Annotated in this window: 18 protein-coding genes; all 18 read right to left on the minus strand. The window is 57.4% G+C overall.

The features are described 5' to 3' along the window. Window positions 1-10: 10 nt before the first annotated feature. The 18 genes from DHN12_RS16685 to DHN12_RS16770 all read right to left on the minus strand — a co-directional run bounded on the left by DHN12_RS16685 (window position 11) and on the right by DHN12_RS16770 (window position 17,222). Window positions 11-1,315, minus strand: coding sequence for an amino acid ABC transporter permease (locus DHN12_RS16685; protein ID WP_108861231.1), 1,305 nt, complete (start codon window positions 1,313-1,315; stop codon window positions 11-13). A gap of 1 nt (window position 1,316) precedes the next feature. After that, the gene (locus DHN12_RS16690) at window positions 1,317-2,585 is read right to left on the minus strand and encodes an amino acid ABC transporter permease (RefSeq protein WP_108861232.1); all 1,269 of its coding nucleotides are present in this window, start codon (window positions 2,583-2,585) and stop codon (window positions 1,317-1,319) included. A 126-nt stretch (window positions 2,586-2,711) separates the two neighbouring features. Next, window positions 2,712-3,728, minus strand: a complete 1,017-nt coding sequence (locus tag DHN12_RS16695; RefSeq protein WP_108861233.1) for an amino acid ABC transporter substrate-binding protein — start codon at window positions 3,726-3,728, stop codon at window positions 2,712-2,714. A gap of 208 nt (window positions 3,729-3,936) precedes the next feature. Next, window positions 3,937-4,644, minus strand: coding sequence for an ATP12 family chaperone protein (locus DHN12_RS16700; protein ID WP_108861234.1), 708 nt, complete (start codon window positions 4,642-4,644; stop codon window positions 3,937-3,939). 4 nt (window positions 4,645-4,648) lie between these two features. Further along, the gene (locus tag DHN12_RS16705) at window positions 4,649-5,320 is read right to left on the minus strand and encodes an HAD-IA family hydrolase (protein WP_108861235.1); all 672 of its coding nucleotides are present in this window, start codon (window positions 5,318-5,320) and stop codon (window positions 4,649-4,651) included. After that, window positions 5,317-6,360 carry an RluA family pseudouridine synthase gene (locus tag DHN12_RS16710; protein WP_108861236.1) on the minus strand — a complete coding sequence of 348 codons (1,044 nt, stop codon included), beginning with the start codon at window positions 6,358-6,360 and terminating at the stop codon, window positions 5,317-5,319. Before DHN12_RS16710 ends, DHN12_RS16705 begins: the two co-directional genes overlap by 4 nt. Before the next feature lie 206 nt (window positions 6,361-6,566). Next, window positions 6,567-7,877 (minus strand): replication-associated recombination protein A, encoded by a 1,311-nt coding sequence (locus DHN12_RS16715; RefSeq protein WP_108861237.1) that lies wholly within the window; start codon window positions 7,875-7,877, stop codon window positions 6,567-6,569. A gap of 4 nt (window positions 7,878-7,881) precedes the next feature. Next, on the minus strand, window positions 7,882-9,270 hold the full coding sequence (locus tag DHN12_RS16720; RefSeq protein WP_373455765.1) for a trypsin-like peptidase domain-containing protein: 1,389 nt from the start codon (window positions 9,268-9,270) through the stop codon (window positions 7,882-7,884). 79 nt (window positions 9,271-9,349) lie between these two features. Continuing rightward, window positions 9,350-10,405 (minus strand): TauD/TfdA family dioxygenase, encoded by a 1,056-nt coding sequence (locus DHN12_RS16725; RefSeq protein ID WP_108861378.1) that lies wholly within the window; start codon window positions 10,403-10,405, stop codon window positions 9,350-9,352. A 161-nt stretch (window positions 10,406-10,566) separates the two neighbouring features. Beyond that, complete coding sequence (rplQ, locus tag DHN12_RS16730; RefSeq protein ID WP_058272384.1) at window positions 10,567-10,989, minus strand: 50S ribosomal protein L17; 423 nt, start codon at window positions 10,987-10,989, stop codon at window positions 10,567-10,569. Window positions 10,990-11,107: 118 nt separating this feature from the next. Beyond that, window positions 11,108-12,124: a DNA-directed RNA polymerase subunit alpha gene (locus DHN12_RS16735; protein ID WP_058272456.1), complete on the minus strand. Its 1,017-nt coding sequence runs from the start codon at window positions 12,122-12,124 to the stop codon at window positions 11,108-11,110. Between the two features lie 114 nt (window positions 12,125-12,238). Beyond that, window positions 12,239-12,628: a 30S ribosomal protein S11 gene (rpsK, locus tag DHN12_RS16740; RefSeq protein ID WP_037311698.1), complete on the minus strand. Its 390-nt coding sequence runs from the start codon at window positions 12,626-12,628 to the stop codon at window positions 12,239-12,241. A gap of 14 nt (window positions 12,629-12,642) precedes the next feature. Further along, window positions 12,643-13,011 carry a 30S ribosomal protein S13 gene (gene rpsM / locus DHN12_RS16745; protein WP_058272383.1) on the minus strand — a complete coding sequence of 123 codons (369 nt, stop codon included), beginning with the start codon at window positions 13,009-13,011 and terminating at the stop codon, window positions 12,643-12,645. 201 nt (window positions 13,012-13,212) lie between these two features. Further along, on the minus strand, window positions 13,213-13,881 hold the full coding sequence (locus DHN12_RS16750; RefSeq protein ID WP_108861239.1) for an adenylate kinase: 669 nt from the start codon (window positions 13,879-13,881) through the stop codon (window positions 13,213-13,215). Next, on the minus strand, window positions 13,878-15,242 hold the full coding sequence (gene secY / locus DHN12_RS16755; protein WP_058276180.1) for a preprotein translocase subunit SecY: 1,365 nt from the start codon (window positions 15,240-15,242) through the stop codon (window positions 13,878-13,880). The genes DHN12_RS16750 and secY overlap by 4 nt, the downstream gene beginning before the upstream one ends. Before the next feature lie 109 nt (window positions 15,243-15,351). After that, a complete protein-coding gene (rplO, locus tag DHN12_RS16760) occupies window positions 15,352-15,825 on the minus strand; it encodes a 50S ribosomal protein L15 (protein ID WP_108861240.1) in 474 nt (157 codons plus the stop codon). A gap of 141 nt (window positions 15,826-15,966) precedes the next feature. Continuing rightward, window positions 15,967-16,827, minus strand: coding sequence for a hypothetical protein (locus DHN12_RS16765; protein ID WP_234416673.1), 861 nt, complete (start codon window positions 16,825-16,827; stop codon window positions 15,967-15,969). Between the two features lie 179 nt (window positions 16,828-17,006). Next, complete coding sequence (locus DHN12_RS16770; RefSeq protein ID WP_108861242.1) at window positions 17,007-17,222, minus strand: DUF1127 domain-containing protein; 216 nt, start codon at window positions 17,220-17,222, stop codon at window positions 17,007-17,009. Between the last annotated feature and the right edge of the window lie 116 nt (window positions 17,223-17,338).

The raw sequence follows: 17,338 nt of genomic DNA on the forward strand, positions 1-17,338 counted from the left end.
GTTGAACTCCTTAATGGTGGCCAGTCTGAAGCTTGCGCTCCAGATACATGGAGTAACGGGACATGGAGAAGCAGACGACGAAGAACAGCGCCGCGATGAACGCGAACAGTTCCCAGTAGATGCCATTCCAGGCGGTGTCGGCGCGGATGGCAGATGCCAGTCCGATCACGTCGAACAGTCCGATGATCGACACCAGTGTCGTATCCTTGAAGATCCCGATGAATGTGCTCACGATGCCCGGAATTGAGATTTTCAGGGCTTGCGGCATGATGATCAGTCGCTGTGCTTGCCAGTAGTTCAGGCCGAGACTGTCGGCACCTTCATACTGACCCCGTGGCAGGGCAGCCAGACCACCCCGGATCACCTCGGCCATATATGCGGCCGAGAACAGGGTCATCATGATCATCACCCGCAGGATGATGTCAAAGTTTGTGCCCGGCGGCAGGAACAGGTTCAGCAGCAGCGAGGCCACGAACAACAGCGTGATCAGCGGCACACCGCGAATGAACTCGATAAAGCCCACGCACAGGTACTTGACGATCATCAGGTCGGACTGACGGCCCAGCGCCAGTACAATTCCGATCGGCAACGAGACACCAATGGCCACGACACCCAGCAGGATCGCCAGCATGAAGCCACCGAACTGACGGCTTTGTACGGCTTCGATACCGATTGGCAGGACCGAGTCCAGCGCACCGACGAAATAGCTGGACAGAACCAGCCACCAGATAACCGACGCTGCGACACCCGCAATCATGCCAAACAGACCGCTCAGTTGTTTGCTGACAAGGGTGTAGACACCCCAACCGACAACAAACCCCAACGCTGCCGCGATCGGTCCCCAAATGGTGCCGCCCCACATCAGGAACGGCATCAGGAACGGATAAATCGCAGTGACGATCAGCATCTTGGACGACACACGATCCGAGTACAGGACCGGGGCCAATGCGACCAACAGCAGGATCAGCGATACAATCGGACGCCAGTACAGGTGGCTCGGGTAGAACCCGAACAGCAACTGCAACCAGCGGTCATTGATCACCGCCCAGCAGGCATGGCCATGGGTTGAACCCCAGGTGGCAATCATGATCTCGCGGCATTCGTTCAGCGAGTTGGCGTTCCAGACAGACTGAAAGATCCAAGGCAGAACACCCGACAACACGTACCAGATCGCGTAAAGCGAAACCAACGTCAGGATCGAGTTAAACCAGCCTGAGAACAGATTGTGCCTGATCCACCCGATTGCTCCGACTTCGGACGCTGGCGGGGCTTGTTCCGGCAACATTTCCGTGCGGACAAATGAAACATCACTCATATTACCGCTCCACCAGTTTGACACGGTTGTTGTACCAGTTCATCACCGCTGAAATGCTCAGCGAGATGGCCAGATAGACCAGCATCAGCAGCAGAACGCATTCCAGCTCGCGGCCGGTCTGGTTCATGGTGATGCCACCCAGGGTCCCCGTGATGTCCATGTATCCGACCGCAATCGCCAGCGACGAGTTCTTGGTCAGGTTCAGATAGTTCGAGATCATCGGCGGGATGATCACCCGCAGCGCCTGAGGCAGGATAACCAGCCGCATGGTGCGACCCGGACGCAAGCCCAGCGCAGACGCAGCTTCGGTCTGACCCTTGGAAATAGCCAGAATGCCGGCGCGTACGATCTCGGCGATGAAGGCCGCCGTATATAGCGACAAAGCCAGCCATAGCGCGATCAGAGAGTTGCGCATATGCGTGCCGCCTCTGAAATTGAATCCTTTCAATTCCGGGTATCCAAGGTGTAAGCCCAGTGCAGTCATCAGGATGATCATCGGGACGAACAGAATGCCCAGCTGGATATGCCAGATCTTAGGACGGTCGCCGGTTGATTCCTGTGTGGCGGCGGCCCAGGCGGACACTTTGCGCATGGTAAAGATGCTGCCACCCAGAACGACCAGAAACGCGACCAGATCCAGCGAAATATCAAACCGAAGGCTTGATGTTCCGAACAAGTGAATGTCGCCCAAACTACGCGAGAACAGGAACTCAGGGATATACACACCCCGATTGGTAACGGCGACAGTGTTGAACAGATCCATCGTTGCCGTTGGGTTATCACCTCGGAACGCATTGGGTGCCGGCAAGCCTTCGATCAAAATGGCCATGGCCAGAACGATCCAAAGCAGGACAGGAACGTTACGGAAAATCTCGACATAGAAGGTCATGATGCGCGCGACCAACCAGTTGTTCGACAGACGCAGCACGCCGACAAAAACGCCGACTATCGTCGCCGTGATACACCCTAGAACTGCAACAACCAGCGTGTTCAGCAAACCGATGAACGCGGCGCGAAGATGGCTGTCCTGTGAGGTGTATTCCAGCAATCGCTGGTTAATGTCATAACTTGCGGATTCTGCAAAAAAACCGAATTCGACCGGTTTTCCCAAACCTTCAAGGTTTTGAATGGTATTTGAGATGATCCAGGCTGCCAGAAGCATGAAACCGATTAATGCAATGACCTGAATGGTCGCTGATCGGTACCGCGTATCGTAAAGGAGCATGGACAGCCGGAACTGCTCCTTCGGCGGGTCAGTGAGAGTCGTCATGACCTATGTATTTCCCCGTGCATCCCGTTTTTTGCCGGCGAAGTTGATCTTCGCTCAATCCATCCGGGAGTGTTTCTTATTTATGGAAAAAGGGCGCAGGTTGCCCCGCGCCCTTTCCCGTGGATTTTAGCGGAACGGCGGCGAATACAGCAGACCACCATCGGTCCACTGGGCATTCAGGCCGCGCGCAAGACCAATCGGAGTTTCTTCACCGATGTTCTTGGCAAACACTTCGCCATAGTTACCACCCGCCTTGATTGCGCTTGCTGCCCAATCTGCGTTCAGACCCAACATCTCACCCAGAGTACCTTCGGTACCCAGCAGACGGTTTACTTCCGGATTGTCGGTGCCAGCGCTCAGCTCGTCGATGTTTGCCGAGGTCACGCCCAGCTCTTCAGCCGAAACCAGCGCGTTCAGAGTCCAGCGGACAACGTCGCCCCACTCGTGATCGCCATGGCGGACCAGCGGGCCCAGCGGCTCTTTCGAGATGATTTCAGGCAGCAGGACGTGATCACCGGGGTTTTCGAACGTGGCGCGGGTTGCAGCCAGGCCCGATGCGTCGGTGGTGTAAACGTCACATGCGCCAGCCAGATACTGCTGTTGCGCTTCGGCGTTGGTTTCGATCGGAACCGGCTCGTAGCTGATGTTGTTGGCACGGAAGAAATCGGCCAGGTTCAGCTCGGTGGTGGTGCCGGTTTGGATGCAGACGGTCGCGCCGTCCAGTTCCTTGGCCGAGCTTACGCCCAGTGCTTTTGGAACCATGAAGCCCTGGCCGTCATAGTAGTTGACGCCAGCAAATTCGAACTTCAGGTCGACATCGCGGCTGAAGGTCCATGTGGTGTTACGTGCCAGCATATCGATCTCACCAGAAGCCAGCGCAGTAAAGCGCGTCTTACCGGTGGTCGGCACAAACTCAACAGCGCTGGAATCACCCAGAACGGCCGCGGCGACGGCACGGCAGACTGCGACGTCAAAACCTTGCCATTCGCCATTCGCGTCAGGCAGCGAAAAGCCGGCCAGTCCCGAGGACACGCCACAGTTCAGCTTGCCGCGCGCTTTGACGTCGTCAACAGTGCCCGCTGTCGCTGCCGCAGCAGCCAGACCGGCAACTGTGGCCACGCCCAAAATTACGGATTTTTTCATCTTTACCTCTTCCTGTTTACCCGCCCCTATTCCGGGACGGCTCTGTCCGGCACCTCTGGCACCAGAAAGGTTACTCCAAAGGTGTCTCCCCTTTAGTGGGCATGAGTTTGCTCGCATTCATAAACAAACGTCAAGGGTCGGATCAGGGAAAACGATGAGTCAACTCAGCGATGACCGGATCTGTGTCAAAATTTGATGCTCAATAGGCTCAGATAGAGATTTCAATGAACCGTTTAGCGTGTAGAAACGCAGCTTTTTTGATCTCGGCAACCGCATGCGCCTCGTCATCGTGGCCCCATTGTTCGGTTTGCCAGGCCTCGTCGAGCCTTGAGACGTCCCAAATTTCCTCGGCCGCGCGCCAGTTCAGGGCGGCGGCAAATCCCAGTACCAGTGAGCCGGACAGGCTGACCAGATCGTGGAAGGCGGCGAGCTGGAAGTCGTTGAATTCGTGTACGCGGCCTCGAAGTGTGCTGAGCGCTTCGGCTGACTGTGGCTGATGCAGCACACCAACCACAGGAACCAATCGCGCGGCTAGGGTTTCAGCTGCCCAATCCAGGGCCGGGTCCCACTGATCTGCCTGTCGCTGCTGCAACGTTTGCGGGTGTGTCGCCCGGTAACACAACAAATCCGAATCGCCGTAATCGGCCAGCATGTCCGCAACCTCGGCGTGCTGATGACGCACTTTGTCGATGGCCGCATTTGCAGACCGGGTAAACGGCATCAGGGTCGGATCGACCTCTTTTTCCTGCGCATCCCATTCTGCAGCAACCGAGTCAGCCATTGCCTGCGTCGGCAGGATCAATGCGGCCTTGGCCGGGGTCTTGACCCGGCGACCGTCCAGTTCGACGGTGTATCCATCTTCCGCTGGGACAACCGTGCTTGCGGTCCAAAATCGCTTGGGCTTCCAGTCACTCATGTCTTCAGGTCCAGATACTATCCAGCGCACGGGGCAACTGGTCAAAATTTTCAATTATACAGGCCGCGCCGTTCAGGGCTGATCGGTCATGATATCCCCAGGATACGCCGATCCCGGCTACTCCGGCAGCCCGCGCCATATCCATGTCGAACCGGGTATCGCCGATCATCACCGTATCCGCCGCAGAAACTCCCGTTTCAGAACGGGCTGTGTCGATCATCGACGGATGCGGTTTCGAGGGGTGATGGTCGGCAACCTGCCGGGTCACGAAATAGCGCTCCAGATCATGTGCTTCGATCAAGGCATCCAGGCCGCGTTGGGATTTTCCGGTGGCCACACCCAGCAGCACCTCGGGGATGTCATGCAGGGTTTCGATTACGTTCCGCGCGCCGGGATAGAGCGGTGAGCTTGCGGCCCCCTGCTCCAAACGGTTTGCGTGATAGGCCTGTTTGTAGCCCTCAACCAGATTGTATTGAACCGTTTCGCTCTGCTCGGGCGCAAGCTGGGCCATTGCATTGGGCAAGGACAGACCGACGATGGACAAAATCGCAGTGCGGTCGGGGACCGTCAGTGAAAGGGCCCTAAAACTGGCGGTCATCGCCGCGACAATGCTGCCCTGGCTGTCGACAAGGGTTCCGTCCACATCGAAAAGCACCAAACGCAAGGGTGCGCTCATTGCAGTTCCTCGAACGGGTCTTCTGCGGCCAGATCTTCGGTCCAGCCGAACGTGTTCCAGCTGTGTTTCATATGCTCAGGCAGCGGAGCTTTAACGGTTATGGTCTTGCGCGTGACCGGATGCTGGAATGAGGCCTGCCGCGCGTGCAGGTGCAGCTTCTTGCTGATGACCCCGCCCAGTTGCGCGCCCCAACCGTCGCCCAGATTTTCCTGCCCCGAGCCACCGTATTTGCCATCGCCAACGATTGGGTGACCGATCGCCGCCATGTGCACCCTCAGCTGGTGCGTACGGCCGGTGATCGGCTCCATCGCCACCCACGAGGCGCGCCCGGCCACGCGATACAGCGTTGCATACAACGTATGTGCGCGTTTCGCGCCCGGTGTGTCGTTGATTTCGTTCAGATGCACGGCGATCATCTTCTCGCCCTCACCCTGTTTGCCGTGACCGGAAGCCTTGACTAAACCAGTCTTGATCTCGCCCAGATACGGGGTCGGCACGCCAGCAACCAGCGCCCAATAGATCTTGCGTGTATCGCGGTGCCGGAAGGCGGCTGTCAGCCCCTTGGCGGCCTCGCGGGTGCGGGCCATCAGCAATACACCCGATGTGTCCTTGTCTAAGCGGTGCACAAGGCGCGGGTTTTCATCATAACCAAAGCGCAACGCCTCAGACAGGCCGTCCACGTGGCGGGTCTGGCCGCTGCCGCCCTGCACCGGAAGACCCTGTGGCTTGTTCAGGGCCAGAACATGATCGTCGCGATAGATTACGCAGGACTGGATCATCTTGGCATCGGCATCCGAGATGCCCCGTTTGACCGCGACCGGCTTGTGATCAGCATCCGGCAAAGGTGGCACGCGCACGACCTGCCCGACCTCAAGCCGGGTCGAGGCTTTGACCCGCCCGCCTTCCACGCGCACCTCACCTTTGCGGCACATCTTTTCGATGCGGCCCTGGCTGACATGCGGGAACAGGCGGCGCAGCCACCGATCCAGCCGCTGGTCGCCGTCACCCTCTGCCACGGTGATCATCTGTACGCCGCTCATGCCGATATCCTCTGCGTCGCGCGGATTATCCGCCCGCCAAACAAGTGTGTAAGTGCCCTAGAAAACATGCGCGTCTGTGCCGTGCAAAAGGCCAAGAGTCAAGCCGGTCAAATTCCCGGGAAACCCAGGCGCCTGCGTTGTCTCGGCGTCGGATCACCTCTTGCTCGTTTGCGCATTCGTTCTTCAACGCATCACGCAACGGTATGCTACTCGTTCCTCTGTGCCCGAAGCTTGGCGAAGTAGTCCAGACGCTTCTTCAATTCACGCTCGAACCCACGCTCCACCGGTTTATACAACTCCGGCCGCTTCATGCCGTCGGGGAAATAGTTTTGTCCGGAAAAGCCATCTTCGGCGTCATGGTCATAGGCATAGCCTGTGCCATAGCCCTGATCTTTCATCAACGATGTCGGCGCGTTCAGAATGTGTTTTGGCGGGGGTTCGCTGCCTGACTGCTTGGCCAATCGCATCGCCGCCTTGTACCCAACATAGGCACCGTTCGATTTCGGGGCCAACGCCAGATAAACCAGCGCCTGCGCTATGGCCAATTCACCCTCGGGGCTACCCAAACGTTCGTAGGTTTCCCACGCGTGCAGGCAAATCGTCTGCGCCTGCGGATCGGCAAGACCGATGTCTTCGACCGCCATCCGCGTGATCCGCCGCGCCAGATAGCGCGGATCCTCCCCACCCGTCAGCATCCGCGCAAACCAGTAAAGCGCCGCATCCGGGTCAGATCCGCGTACTGATTTATGAAGGGCCGAGATCAGATTATAATGCTCGTCCCCGGACTTGTCGTATTTGGCCGCACGGCGCATCAGCCGCGTAGACAGCGCGTCAAGGTCCAGAGGTGTATCCACTGTCCAGGCCGCCACTTGTTCGATCAGGTTCAATAGCGCGCGACCGTCGCCATCCGCCATCTCTTGCAAACCCTCTCGAGCCGCGCCTGTCAGCGGCAGGGCGCGGTCGAGTTCTTTCTCTGCGCGCTGGGTCAGACGTTCCAGATCGGCAAGGCTAAGCCGTTCGAGGACAAGAACCTGCGCCCGGCTAAGCACAGCGGCATTAAGCTCAAAAGACGGGTTTTCGGTCGTGGCCCCGACCAGCAGGATTGTCCCGTCCTCCATATGCGGAAGAAACCCGTCTTGCTGCGCTTTGTTAAAGCGGTGAATCTCATCGACAAACAGCAGCGTTCCCTGCCCGTTCTGCCGTCGGATCTTGGCCGCCTCGAACACTTTCTTCAGGTCCGGCACACCGGTGAAAATCGCGCTGATCTGAACGAAATGCAGATCGGTTTCCTTCGCCAGCAAGCGTGCAATGGTGGTTTTCCCAACGCCCGGCGGGCCCCAAAAAACCAAACTGGACAGACTGCCCGAGGCCAACATGACGCCCAGCGGAGCATCCGGGCCCAACACCTGCTGCTGTCCGATGACCTCGGCCAACGACTGCGGGCGCAGCCGGTCCGCCAACGGGCGGTGCGGGGATGGTGCAGGCTCGCTCGCCCCGGTATCGAACAGATCGCTCATGCGGTTACAGCCGGAACCGCAGAGATACGGCCCGTCCACCCCGCAGAACATCCAAATTCAATCTGCGCCCCGGATCGGTCATCGCATCCACCACGTCCTTAGGATCTTGGACTTCCGTTCCGTTGATGCTTAGGACCACGTCACCCGCGCGCAATCCGGATCGTCCACCGTACCGGTCTGCGTCCACAATCACCACACCAGTTTGCGACAGCAAAAGCCCCATCTGGGTAATGAGCGCAGGGTTGATGCGCGACACCTTCAGGCCCGGCATCACGGTGTTATCGTTCAGAACGGTTTCATCAGCCGGTGGAGTTTCCGGGACCTTGATCAGGGCAACCTCGATATCCGCACTGTCGTGACCCCGCAGCCGGGTCAGCACCGAAGTGCCACCAACGCCGGCGACGGACATGCGGAACTTCATCTCGGCCGGGGAATTCACCTCATCCCCATCAACATGGGTTACCACGTCCCCCACGCGCAGCCCTGCCTCACCCAGCGGACTCAGGGCGTGCAGGTCCGAGATCACAACACCCATAGGGAATACCAACCCCAAAGATTCGGCGATATCCGCACTCATGTGCTGACCAGCGACCCCGGCCCAAGGGCTGACAAAGCTTTCATTCCCGGCCTTGGCCTGGCGCAAAAATTCGGCAACCAGATTGGCCGGGATCGCAAACCCGATGCCGTTGGAGCCGCCGGATCGCGTCAGGATTGAAGTGTTTATCCCAATCAGATCGCCATTCACGTCGATCAGCGCCCCGCCGGAATTGCCCGGATTGATCGCAGCATCGGTTTGAATAAAGTACCCACGCGCGTTGCCGGTGGCCGTCCCGGTCCGCGCCAATCCGGAGATGATCCCGGAAGATACGGTTTGTCCCACACCAAACGGATTACCGATCGCAAGCGCCAGTTCCCCTACCTCGATCTGGTCGGAATCGCGGAAGTTCAGATGCGGCAAATCCTTGGCGTCTTCCAACCGCAGGATGGCAATATCGCTTTCCTTGTCGCCCAGCACCACTTGCGCTGAAAATTCGCGCCGGTCGGTTGTTACCACGCGGATTTCGGTAGCCGTGCCAACAACGTGATAGTTCGACACCACATAACCGTCTTCTGACAGAATGACGCCAGAGCCCAGTGAATTCTGTACACGTGGGCGCGGTTCGGCAAATCCCCTGCCAAAGAACTCTTCAAAAAACGGGTCCGAGAAAAACGGATTGGCCCCGCCCTGTCTTACGATCTTGGCATAGATATTGACGACTGCGGGTGAGGCCTGCTTCACCACCGGGGCGAAACCCAGGCTGATTTCGGCCTGCGATGTTGGCACTTTTGTTTCAGCATTTGCTGACACTGCAAGTGTCGCCAGCATCAGAGAACAGAGAACTTTCCGCATGATCCATCCGTCGGTTAATCGCCTATCGGATATGCGTCTACACGGACCGTAATGCAAGCATCCGTTCAGCGCGTTGGAGGCGTCAATCCAACGGAGCGTGCAGCCGCGTACCTTCCGTGATGATCCCGCCGCGCTGGCCCACTTCAATCGTGCCATAACGCTGCCTGAAGACTTCGGGCAATTCGCGATCTCCTTCGGGCGACAGCCAAAGTCTCAGCAAATGGCGTCGCTCTGCCGGGTCAGGCCAGTCCACGAACCCGGTCCGGTCGTGCAGTTGCGAATGGTTGTACACGAACTGCATGTCGCCCGGTTGCAGCCGCATAGAAAGACTGAGGTCGGGATCATTCGCCAGCGTATCAAATCGGTCCAGCGCCTCAATGTGATCCGGTGTCAGCCGCATCGCTTCAGGAAATCGTTGCGCACTGTCGATATACTGCCTTTGGTAGAACACCGTCAGCTTACCATCGTGCCAGGAAAACGGTGGGATCGACATAAAAGGTTCCATGCCGTCTGGTACTTCCCCGCGCCGGTCAGTCGCTATTGGGTCAAACAACAGTTCCAGCAAATCCGGGCATTCTGACCGCATCCTATTAAAGATCGTCTCGGCACTGACCAGTAGCGAATCTCCGCCCTCCTTGGCCTCGCGCAGGCACAGCAGGCCGACGATATCGGCGCTGTCGGTGTGAAATGTCTGGCGCTCATGCGTTTGATAGATCCGGGTATTAGGATCGTTCGCATCTACTCCGATGTCGCGCACATGCCCCAGAATGTGTCCCTGCGCGTTCTGCGACCGGGCCGAGCCCAGATGAGTACCGACGCCGCAGAAAATCGTGGCCGCGACCTGTTGCGGGTAATTCTGCACCGGAAGGCCACGGATCACTTCGAAACCGATCCCGTTGATCAGATTCTCTTGCAGGCTTGCCAGATGCCGGTCAAACCGTTTTAGGGGGAAAGCGGGCTTTGTGATCTCACCGATATCTCTTTCAAGGCTCAGGTAGTGACGGGCAGCTTGCTCAAGATCCTCGATGTCGTCCGCCGTCAGATCAATGATCCATTCACTCCGACGCGTACGCATGTCCTGACCGGTCCACACAGACGGTCCCGTGAATTCGTTCGGTAATTTAGTTGGGATTGCCATCATCCGTCCTCCACGCTCATCATGCAGCATGATCCGTGAGGTTCGGGGATTCATCAACTGATATCGCCGAAAATGCTCTAACCGCGACACCAAGGGACCAAAAAGAAAAAAAACCCCCGCGTCCGAAACGCGGGGGTTTGAATTCAGAAAGCCGGGCTTTCTTATTCTTCGTCTGCGGCCTCTTCGGCGGCAACGCGGGCTTTGTCAGCCGCGCCTTTGGCGTCCAGATCACGGTCAACGAATTCGATGATCGCCATTGGTGCCATGTCGCCATAGCGGAAGCCTGCTTTCAGGATACGGACGTAACCGCCCTGACGCTCGGCGTAGCGGGGGCCCAGGATTTCGAACAGCTTGGCGACGTCTTTGTCTTCTTTCAGCTGCGATGCGGCCTGACGACGGGCGTGCAGGTCACCGCGCTTGCCCAGAGTGACCAGTTTTTCGATGATCGGGCGCAGTTCTTTTGCCTTGGGCAGAGTTGTTTTGATCTGCTCATGTTCGATGAGCGAGCCAGCCATGTTTGCAAACAGAGCCTTACGGTGCTCATGAGTACGGTTCAGGCGGCGGTAACCACGTGCGTGACGCATTTTCTAGTTCCTTCTTCAGCGTTTTGCTTTGTCTGGCCGGCGATGCGTGTCACCGGCTCTCCTTGGGGCGGAAGTGCCCATTTTGTCCCCGGAAACCCGGGCATTTGGGAAGACGCGCTTAGAACGCGTCTTCGAATTTCTTTGCCAGATCTTCGATGTTGTCGGGCGGCCAGTCCTCGACATCCATGCCGAGGTGCAGACCCATGCCGGACAGCACTTCCTTGATCTCGTTCAGCGACTTGCGGCCGAAGTTCGGGGTGCGCAGCATCTCGGCTTCGGTCTTCTGGATCAGGTCGCCGATATAAACGATGTTGTCGTTCTTCAGGCAGTTTGCCGAACGAACCGACAGTTCCAACTCGTCTACTTTCTTCAGCAGCAGCGGGTTGAACTCCAGACCATCGTCCTCGTCCTGGCGACCAGCCGCTTCGGGTTCGTCGAAGTTGACGAAGATCGACAGTTGATCCTGCAGGATGCGTGCGGCAAAAGCCAGCGCGTCTTCCGGCGTGATCGAACCATCAGTTTCGATCTTCAGGGTCAGCTTGTCATAGTCCAGAACCTGACCTTCACGGGTCGGCTGAACGTCATAGGCAACCTTTTTGACCGGCGAATAGATCGCGTCGATCGGGATCAGACCGATAGGCGCGTCTTCCGGCTTATTCTTTTCAGCCGAGACGTAGCCCTTGCCGGTATTGACGGTCAGTTCCATGAACAGGTCGGCGCCATCGTCCAAGTGGCAGATGACGTGATCGCGGTTCAGAACCTCGATACCAGCGCTTTCGCTGATGTCACCTGCGGTGACAACTGCTGGGCCTTTGGCATTGATCGACAGGCGCTTGGGGCCTTCGACTTCCATGCGCAGGGCAACCTGCTTGAGGTTCAGGATGATGTCAGTGACGTCTTCGCGAACGCCAGCGACGCTCGAGAACTCGTGCAATACGTTGTCGATCTGGACGCTGGTGATGGCCGCACCTTGCAGCGAGCTCATCAGAACGCGGCGCAGCGCGTTGCCCAGAGTCAGACCAAAGCCACGCTCCAGCGGTTCAGCAACCAAGGTAGCCTGACGCGCGGGGTCGTTGCCCGGCTTGCCATCCAGCTGTGTCGGCTTGATCAATTCAGCCCAATTCTTATGGATCATGTAATCCCTCCATTCCTGTCCGCGCCCCATGACCAACAAGGTGCAGACGCCCGAGGTTCAAAATGACGTGCTGGGGCCGTGCGAAAACACAGCCCCAGCTCAATTCAAAATCGCTTAGACGCGGCGGCGCTTCGGCGGGCGGCAACCGTTGTGAGCAATCGGTGTCACGTCACGGATCGACGTGATGTTGAAGCCCACAGCAGCCAGCGCGCGCAGAGCCGATTCACGACCAGAGCCGGGGCCCTGAACTTCGACTTCCAGCGTCTTGACACCGTGATCCTGCGCCTTCTTGCCTGCATCTTCTGCAGCCATCTGAGCGGCGTAAGGTGTCGATTTACGCGAACCTTTGAAACCCATGGTTCCTGCCGAAGACCATGCAATGGCGTTGCCTTGCACGTCCGAGATCAGGATCTTGGTGTTGTTGAAGGTCGAATTCACGTGGGCGACGCCCGATGCGATATTCTTGCGCTCTTTTTTCTTGGTACGAGTCTTTTCGCGTGCCATCAGTCAGACCCCCCTTATTTCTTCTTACCAGCAATGGCCTTTGCGGGGCCTTTGCGGGTACGAGCATTGGTGTGGGTACGCTGACCGCGAACGGGCAGGTTACGACGGTGACGCAGACCGCGGTAGCAGCCCAGGTCCATCAGGCGCTTGACGTTCATCTGAACTTCGCGGCGCAGGTCACCTTCAACGGTGAAGTTTGCGTCGATATGTTCGCGGATGGCCAGAACTTCGGCGTCGGACAGTTCATTGACGCGACGGGTCGCGTCGATGCCTACGGCTTCGCAGATCGCTTTGGCTGAGGTGTTTCCGATACCGGTGATATATGTGAGGGCGATAGGTACCCGCTTTGCAGTCGGGATGTTTACGCCGGCAATACGTGCCACGTGTCACTTTCCTTTTTTGTTGCGGTTCCGTAGCTCCGGAACCTTTTTTCACAACACTCGATCTTGGCAGTGACGCCAGAGGATCCAGTATTATTCGAGGTGGTCGGGGCATCCGGAACGAATCCCGCATGCGGTCGTGATTCCCGTTAGGGATGGGGGTCGATATGGGCTTTTCCCGCTCAGGTCAAGGGCAGAAATGGATCAGCCGTTTCCGACGTCGACGCCACCATCCAAAACCTGCGAAATTTCGTTTTGAACGGAGTCAATTTCACCCAGGCCGTCAACCCAGGACAAGTTGCCCTTGGCATAGTAATAGCCGATCAGCATCGAGGTCTTTTTGTAGTACTCCATCAGACGGGTCTTGAGGCTTTCCTCATTATCATCTGCGCGGCGTTTGAAGTCGTTTTCCTTGCCACAGTTGGAGCATTTTCCGTCGGCAGGGATCGGCTTGGTGATGTCATTGTAGACCTCGCCGCAGCCACCACAGGTCGAGCGTGCGGTGATCCGTTCGACCAGCGCGTCATCGTTGACTTCCATCGCGATGACAGCATCCAGCGTTTCGCCGGTGCTGTTCAGCAGATTTCCCAACGCGTCAGCCTGCGCCAGCGTGCGCGGGAAACCGTCGAAGATGAAACCGCCCTTGGCACCTTGTTCCAGCTTTTCACGGATCAGGCCAATGACGATCTCGTCGGTTACAAGCTCACCCTTGGCCATCACCTCGGCCACGCGGTTGCCCATTTCGGTTCCGCTGTCCTTGGCTTCTCGTAGCATGTCACCGGTGCTCAGTTGCACCATGCCGCGCGTTTCTACCAAGTGACGCGCTTGCGTTCCTTTGCCCGCACCCGGCGGGCCCAACAAAATGATATTCATCGACGAGCGGGTCCCTTCCTGCCGCGTTTCTTGCTTTTACCGCGCAGCTGGGACTTTTCGATAAGCCCTTCGTATTGATGCGCCAGCAAATGGCTCTGGACTTGCTGAATCGTGTCCATGGTCACAGAGACGATAATCAGAACCGAGGTGCCGCCGAAGTAGAACGGGATGGCGAATTGGTTCCGCAAAATTTCAGGCAGCAAACATACCAACGCCAAATAGGCCGAGCCCAGAACCAGCACGCGGTTGACCACGTATTCAAGATACTCGGCGGTTTTCTTGCCGGGGCGAATGCCAGGCACAAAACCATTCTGCTTTTTCAAGTTGTCCGCAACATCATCCGGTTTGAACGAAACGTTGAACGTGTAGAAATAGGCGAAGAACACGATCATCGACGCGAAGAACAACAGATACAGCGGCTGACCCGGGCCAAAGTTGGCCAGCAGCCACGACATGACCGGGCCGTTTGTGGCACCCGACGAGAAAGTCGAGATCGTCACCGGCAGCAACAGCAACGAGCTGGCAAAAATCGCGGGGATAACGCCCGCCGGGTTCACTTTGACCGGCAGGTGGCTGGAGCCGCCCTCGTATACCTTCATTCCGGCCTGACGGCGCGGGTATTGAATGTGGATCTTGCGCAGCGCGCGTTCCATGAACACCACGAAGGTGATGACCACGATAACCATGACGATCACTCCGATGATCACGGCGGGACTGATTGCACCCGAGCGACCCGACGCAAAGAACTGCGCCAGAGCGGCCGGAACCTCGGCAATGATGCCGACGAAGATGATCAGAGAGATACCGTTGCCGATTCCGCGCGCGGTGATCTGTTCACCCAGCCACATCAGGAACATCGTGCCGCCAACCAGAGTGATCATGGTCGACATGCGGAAGAAGAGCCCAGGATCGGTGGCCAGATCGCCTGATTCCAGCGAAACCGCCAGACCATAGGCCTGAACAGTGGCCAAAGCCACAGTGCCGAAACGGGTGTACTGGTTGATTTTCTTGCGCCCCTGCTCGCCCTCTTTCTTCAGCTGTTCGAGCGCGGGAACCATGGATGTCAGCAGTTGCACGATGATCGAGGCTGAAATGTAAGGCATGATGCCGAGGGCAAAGATACCCATCCGTCCCAGTGCCCCGCCGGTGAACATCGAAACCATGCCGCCGATGCCCTGCCCCGCTTGCTCCATGAACTCGCGCAGTGCTTGTCCGTCGATCCCCGGCACCGGAATAAAGGTGCCCAGACGATAGACGATCAGCAATGCAAGCGTGAACAGGATGCGGTTGCGCAGATCGGTGGCTTTACCAAGGGCAGACCAGCTCGTGTTGGCTGCCATTTGTTCTGCTGCTGATACCATAAATCGGTCTCTCTTATGAAAACACCGCCCGGAACCGTTTTCCGGCTCGGGCGGCGTCTTGGAAAACTCTGAGGACTATGTAAGCGGGTCTTGGCCCGCTCACAAGCGCTTACTCTGCCGCAGCAGCTTTTGTGACCGTAAGTGAGCCGCCCGCTTTCTCAACTGCTTCAACAGCAGCCTTCGAAGCACCGGTGACTTCCAGGTTCAATTTGGCGCTGATTTCGCCTTTGGCCAGAACGCGGATACCGTCCAGCTTGCGACGAACCAGGCCGGAGGCAACCAGTGCATCCTCGGTGATCGCAGCTTTGGAGTCCAGTTTGCCGGCGTCGACGAATTTCTGGATCAGGCCCAGGTTGATAACGGCGAATGCCTTGCGGTTCGGCTTGTTGAAGCCACGCTTGGGCAGACGCTGATACAAAGGCATCTGGCCGCCTTCGTAACCGTTGATGGCCACACCCGAACGGGATTTCTGGCCTTTGATACCACGGCCACCCATTTTACCTTTGCCGGAACCCGGACCACGGCCAACGCGGGTGCGTTTCGGTGTGGCGCCAGGATTGTCGCGCAATTCGTTCAGTTTCATTTCGCTTCTCCTAAGCCGGAAATGACCCGCGAAGCGTGATGGGTCAGACACGGCATTTCTTGGTTTTGATTCGTATGGCGCAAAGCCACCGCAGGCGTATAGGACTGTTGGGACAAGTTGGCAAGTCCGTAGCCCTCTACGTCAATCGTCAGACACATCGACAAGGTCGTCCGTTGCGGCCTTTTTCTGCAAGGGGGCTGCGTGCGGGTCGATCCCATGCTTTTCGACCAGCAGACCAACCATGCTTTCCGGATGCGGGATTCCATTGAACCGATTGAGTATGAACGAACGCATACGACGGCCATAGAAATGAATCGACATGGTGTTCTCAGTAAGGAACTCTTCGGCGTTTCCATTGGCCCGCAACATCAACCGTCGATCTTTGTAGGTTATAGGATACAAAACCTCTTGTGGCTGGGCAAACCGAGCCTCTTTGTTTAGCGTCAAAAGCCAGGTCAACGCTCGCGGCCCCCAAATACCCCACGGCATATCGCTTGCGTGGGGGGGATTACCGGCCAAAGCCATGTCAATAAGAGGCCGGCGTTGCTTGGGCGGCAGCCAATGCGGAATGCGATAAGGATGATTGGTGTAATCGATCAAATCATACAGCGTTGCGCTGTCCGCAGGCAAAGCCAACACCCCACCGTTGATTTCGTGCGCTGCTAGCCAGCCATGCAAGTGACCGTTTTCAGTTGTAAAGGGTTTGACGCAATACGCGTCGGTATCGGCCCAGATTATGTCCGGCACTTTCGCCAGCATCTGCACGCGAAACTTGTCGGAATGCAGCGCAGGACTGCCCGTGCGCTTGTGTAGGATCACCTCATCATCTGCCAGTACTTCCCGCGCGTCACGCACTTCGACACCCTCGGGGATGTTTGTGACCGGCCCGTAAGTATAGAGGCGGACATGTTGGCCGACATCCAGAAATGATTTGATGCACAACTGTTCGAGAAAGCTAAGTGGGCCTTCAATCCAAAGCATGCCAACCTGATACTCTTTCACCGGATCTGGCCCTTCGTGTTGTTCCTGGTTGCGGCACAGACAGGTGCACTGTCGCGTGTTTGGCCGATTTCCAGTTACGCTGCAACGTTTCGGGTCAAAATTCCCGATCACTGTGCCAAGAGCACCCCGGAATCAAAAGAGACGCCCTCAGGCGTCTCTTGGTCAGGTTGTCGGTAAGGTCACGAACAATAAACGTGGTCCCGAGCGATGTCCTTAATATCGCAGCGGCGAACACCGATGTCGTCCAGTTCACGATCTGTCAGACTCTGCAATTCCGAATAAGTCTGATCATACTGAGCACGCAGGGCATTTGCCTCTTTGACGCGCTCGAAAAAGTTCGCGATGCGGGCGCTCAGGCCAAAGCCGTCGCGGGAATATGTAGCTGTGTGAGCCATAGTGTATTTCCTTTCTCTGCCCGGGGCGAATTCCCCGGAAACTGTTTGCGTTCCTTGTTTGGACAGGGCTGAGATAGGCCCGCGCGATATCGCTAACAACCGAAGTTTCGGTCTAG

This window comes from Ruegeria sp. Alg231-54, from assembly GCF_900143525.1.
Classification (GTDB): Bacteria; Pseudomonadota; Alphaproteobacteria; order Rhodobacterales; family Rhodobacteraceae; genus Ruegeria.

Excerpts from the sequence above, each read along its gene's own strand:
- DHN12_RS16685 (WP_108861231.1), bottom strand. The coding sequence starts at position 1,315 with ATGAGTGATGTTTCATTTGTCCGCACGGAAATGTTGCCGGAACAAGCC.
- DHN12_RS16690 (WP_108861232.1), bottom strand. The coding sequence starts at position 2,585 with ATGACGACTCTCACTGACCCGCCGAAGGAGCAGTTCCGGCTGTCCATG.
- DHN12_RS16695 (WP_108861233.1), bottom strand. The coding sequence starts at position 3,728 with ATGAAAAAATCCGTAATTTTGGGCGTGGCCACAGTTGCCGGTCTGGCT.
- DHN12_RS16700 (WP_108861234.1), bottom strand. The coding sequence starts at position 4,644 with ATGAGTGACTGGAAGCCCAAGCGATTTTGGACCGCAAGCACGGTTGTC.
- DHN12_RS16705 (WP_108861235.1), bottom strand. The coding sequence starts at position 5,320 with ATGAGCGCACCCTTGCGTTTGGTGCTTTTCGATGTGGACGGAACCCTT.
- DHN12_RS16710 (WP_108861236.1), bottom strand. The coding sequence starts at position 6,360 with ATGAGCGGCGTACAGATGATCACCGTGGCAGAGGGTGACGGCGACCAG.
- DHN12_RS16715 (WP_108861237.1), bottom strand. The coding sequence starts at position 7,877 with ATGAGCGATCTGTTCGATACCGGGGCGAGCGAGCCTGCACCATCCCCG.
- DHN12_RS16725 (WP_108861378.1), bottom strand. The coding sequence starts at position 10,405 with ATGGCAATCCCAACTAAATTACCGAACGAATTCACGGGACCGTCTGTG.
- rplQ (WP_058272384.1), bottom strand. The coding sequence starts at position 10,989 with ATGCGTCACGCACGTGGTTACCGCCGCCTGAACCGTACTCATGAGCAC.
- DHN12_RS16735 (WP_058272456.1), bottom strand. The coding sequence starts at position 12,124 with ATGATCCATAAGAATTGGGCTGAATTGATCAAGCCGACACAGCTGGAT.
- rpsK (WP_037311698.1), bottom strand. The coding sequence starts at position 12,628 with ATGGCACGCGAAAAGACTCGTACCAAGAAAAAAGAGCGCAAGAATATC.
- DHN12_RS16750 (WP_108861239.1), bottom strand. The coding sequence starts at position 13,881 with ATGAATATCATTTTGTTGGGCCCGCCGGGTGCGGGCAAAGGAACGCAA.
- secY (WP_058276180.1), bottom strand. The coding sequence starts at position 15,242 with ATGGTATCAGCAGCAGAACAAATGGCAGCCAACACGAGCTGGTCTGCC.
- rplO (WP_108861240.1), bottom strand. The coding sequence starts at position 15,825 with ATGAAACTGAACGAATTGCGCGACAATCCTGGCGCCACACCGAAACGC.
- DHN12_RS16770 (WP_108861242.1), bottom strand. The coding sequence starts at position 17,222 with ATGGCTCACACAGCTACATATTCCCGCGACGGCTTTGGCCTGAGCGCC.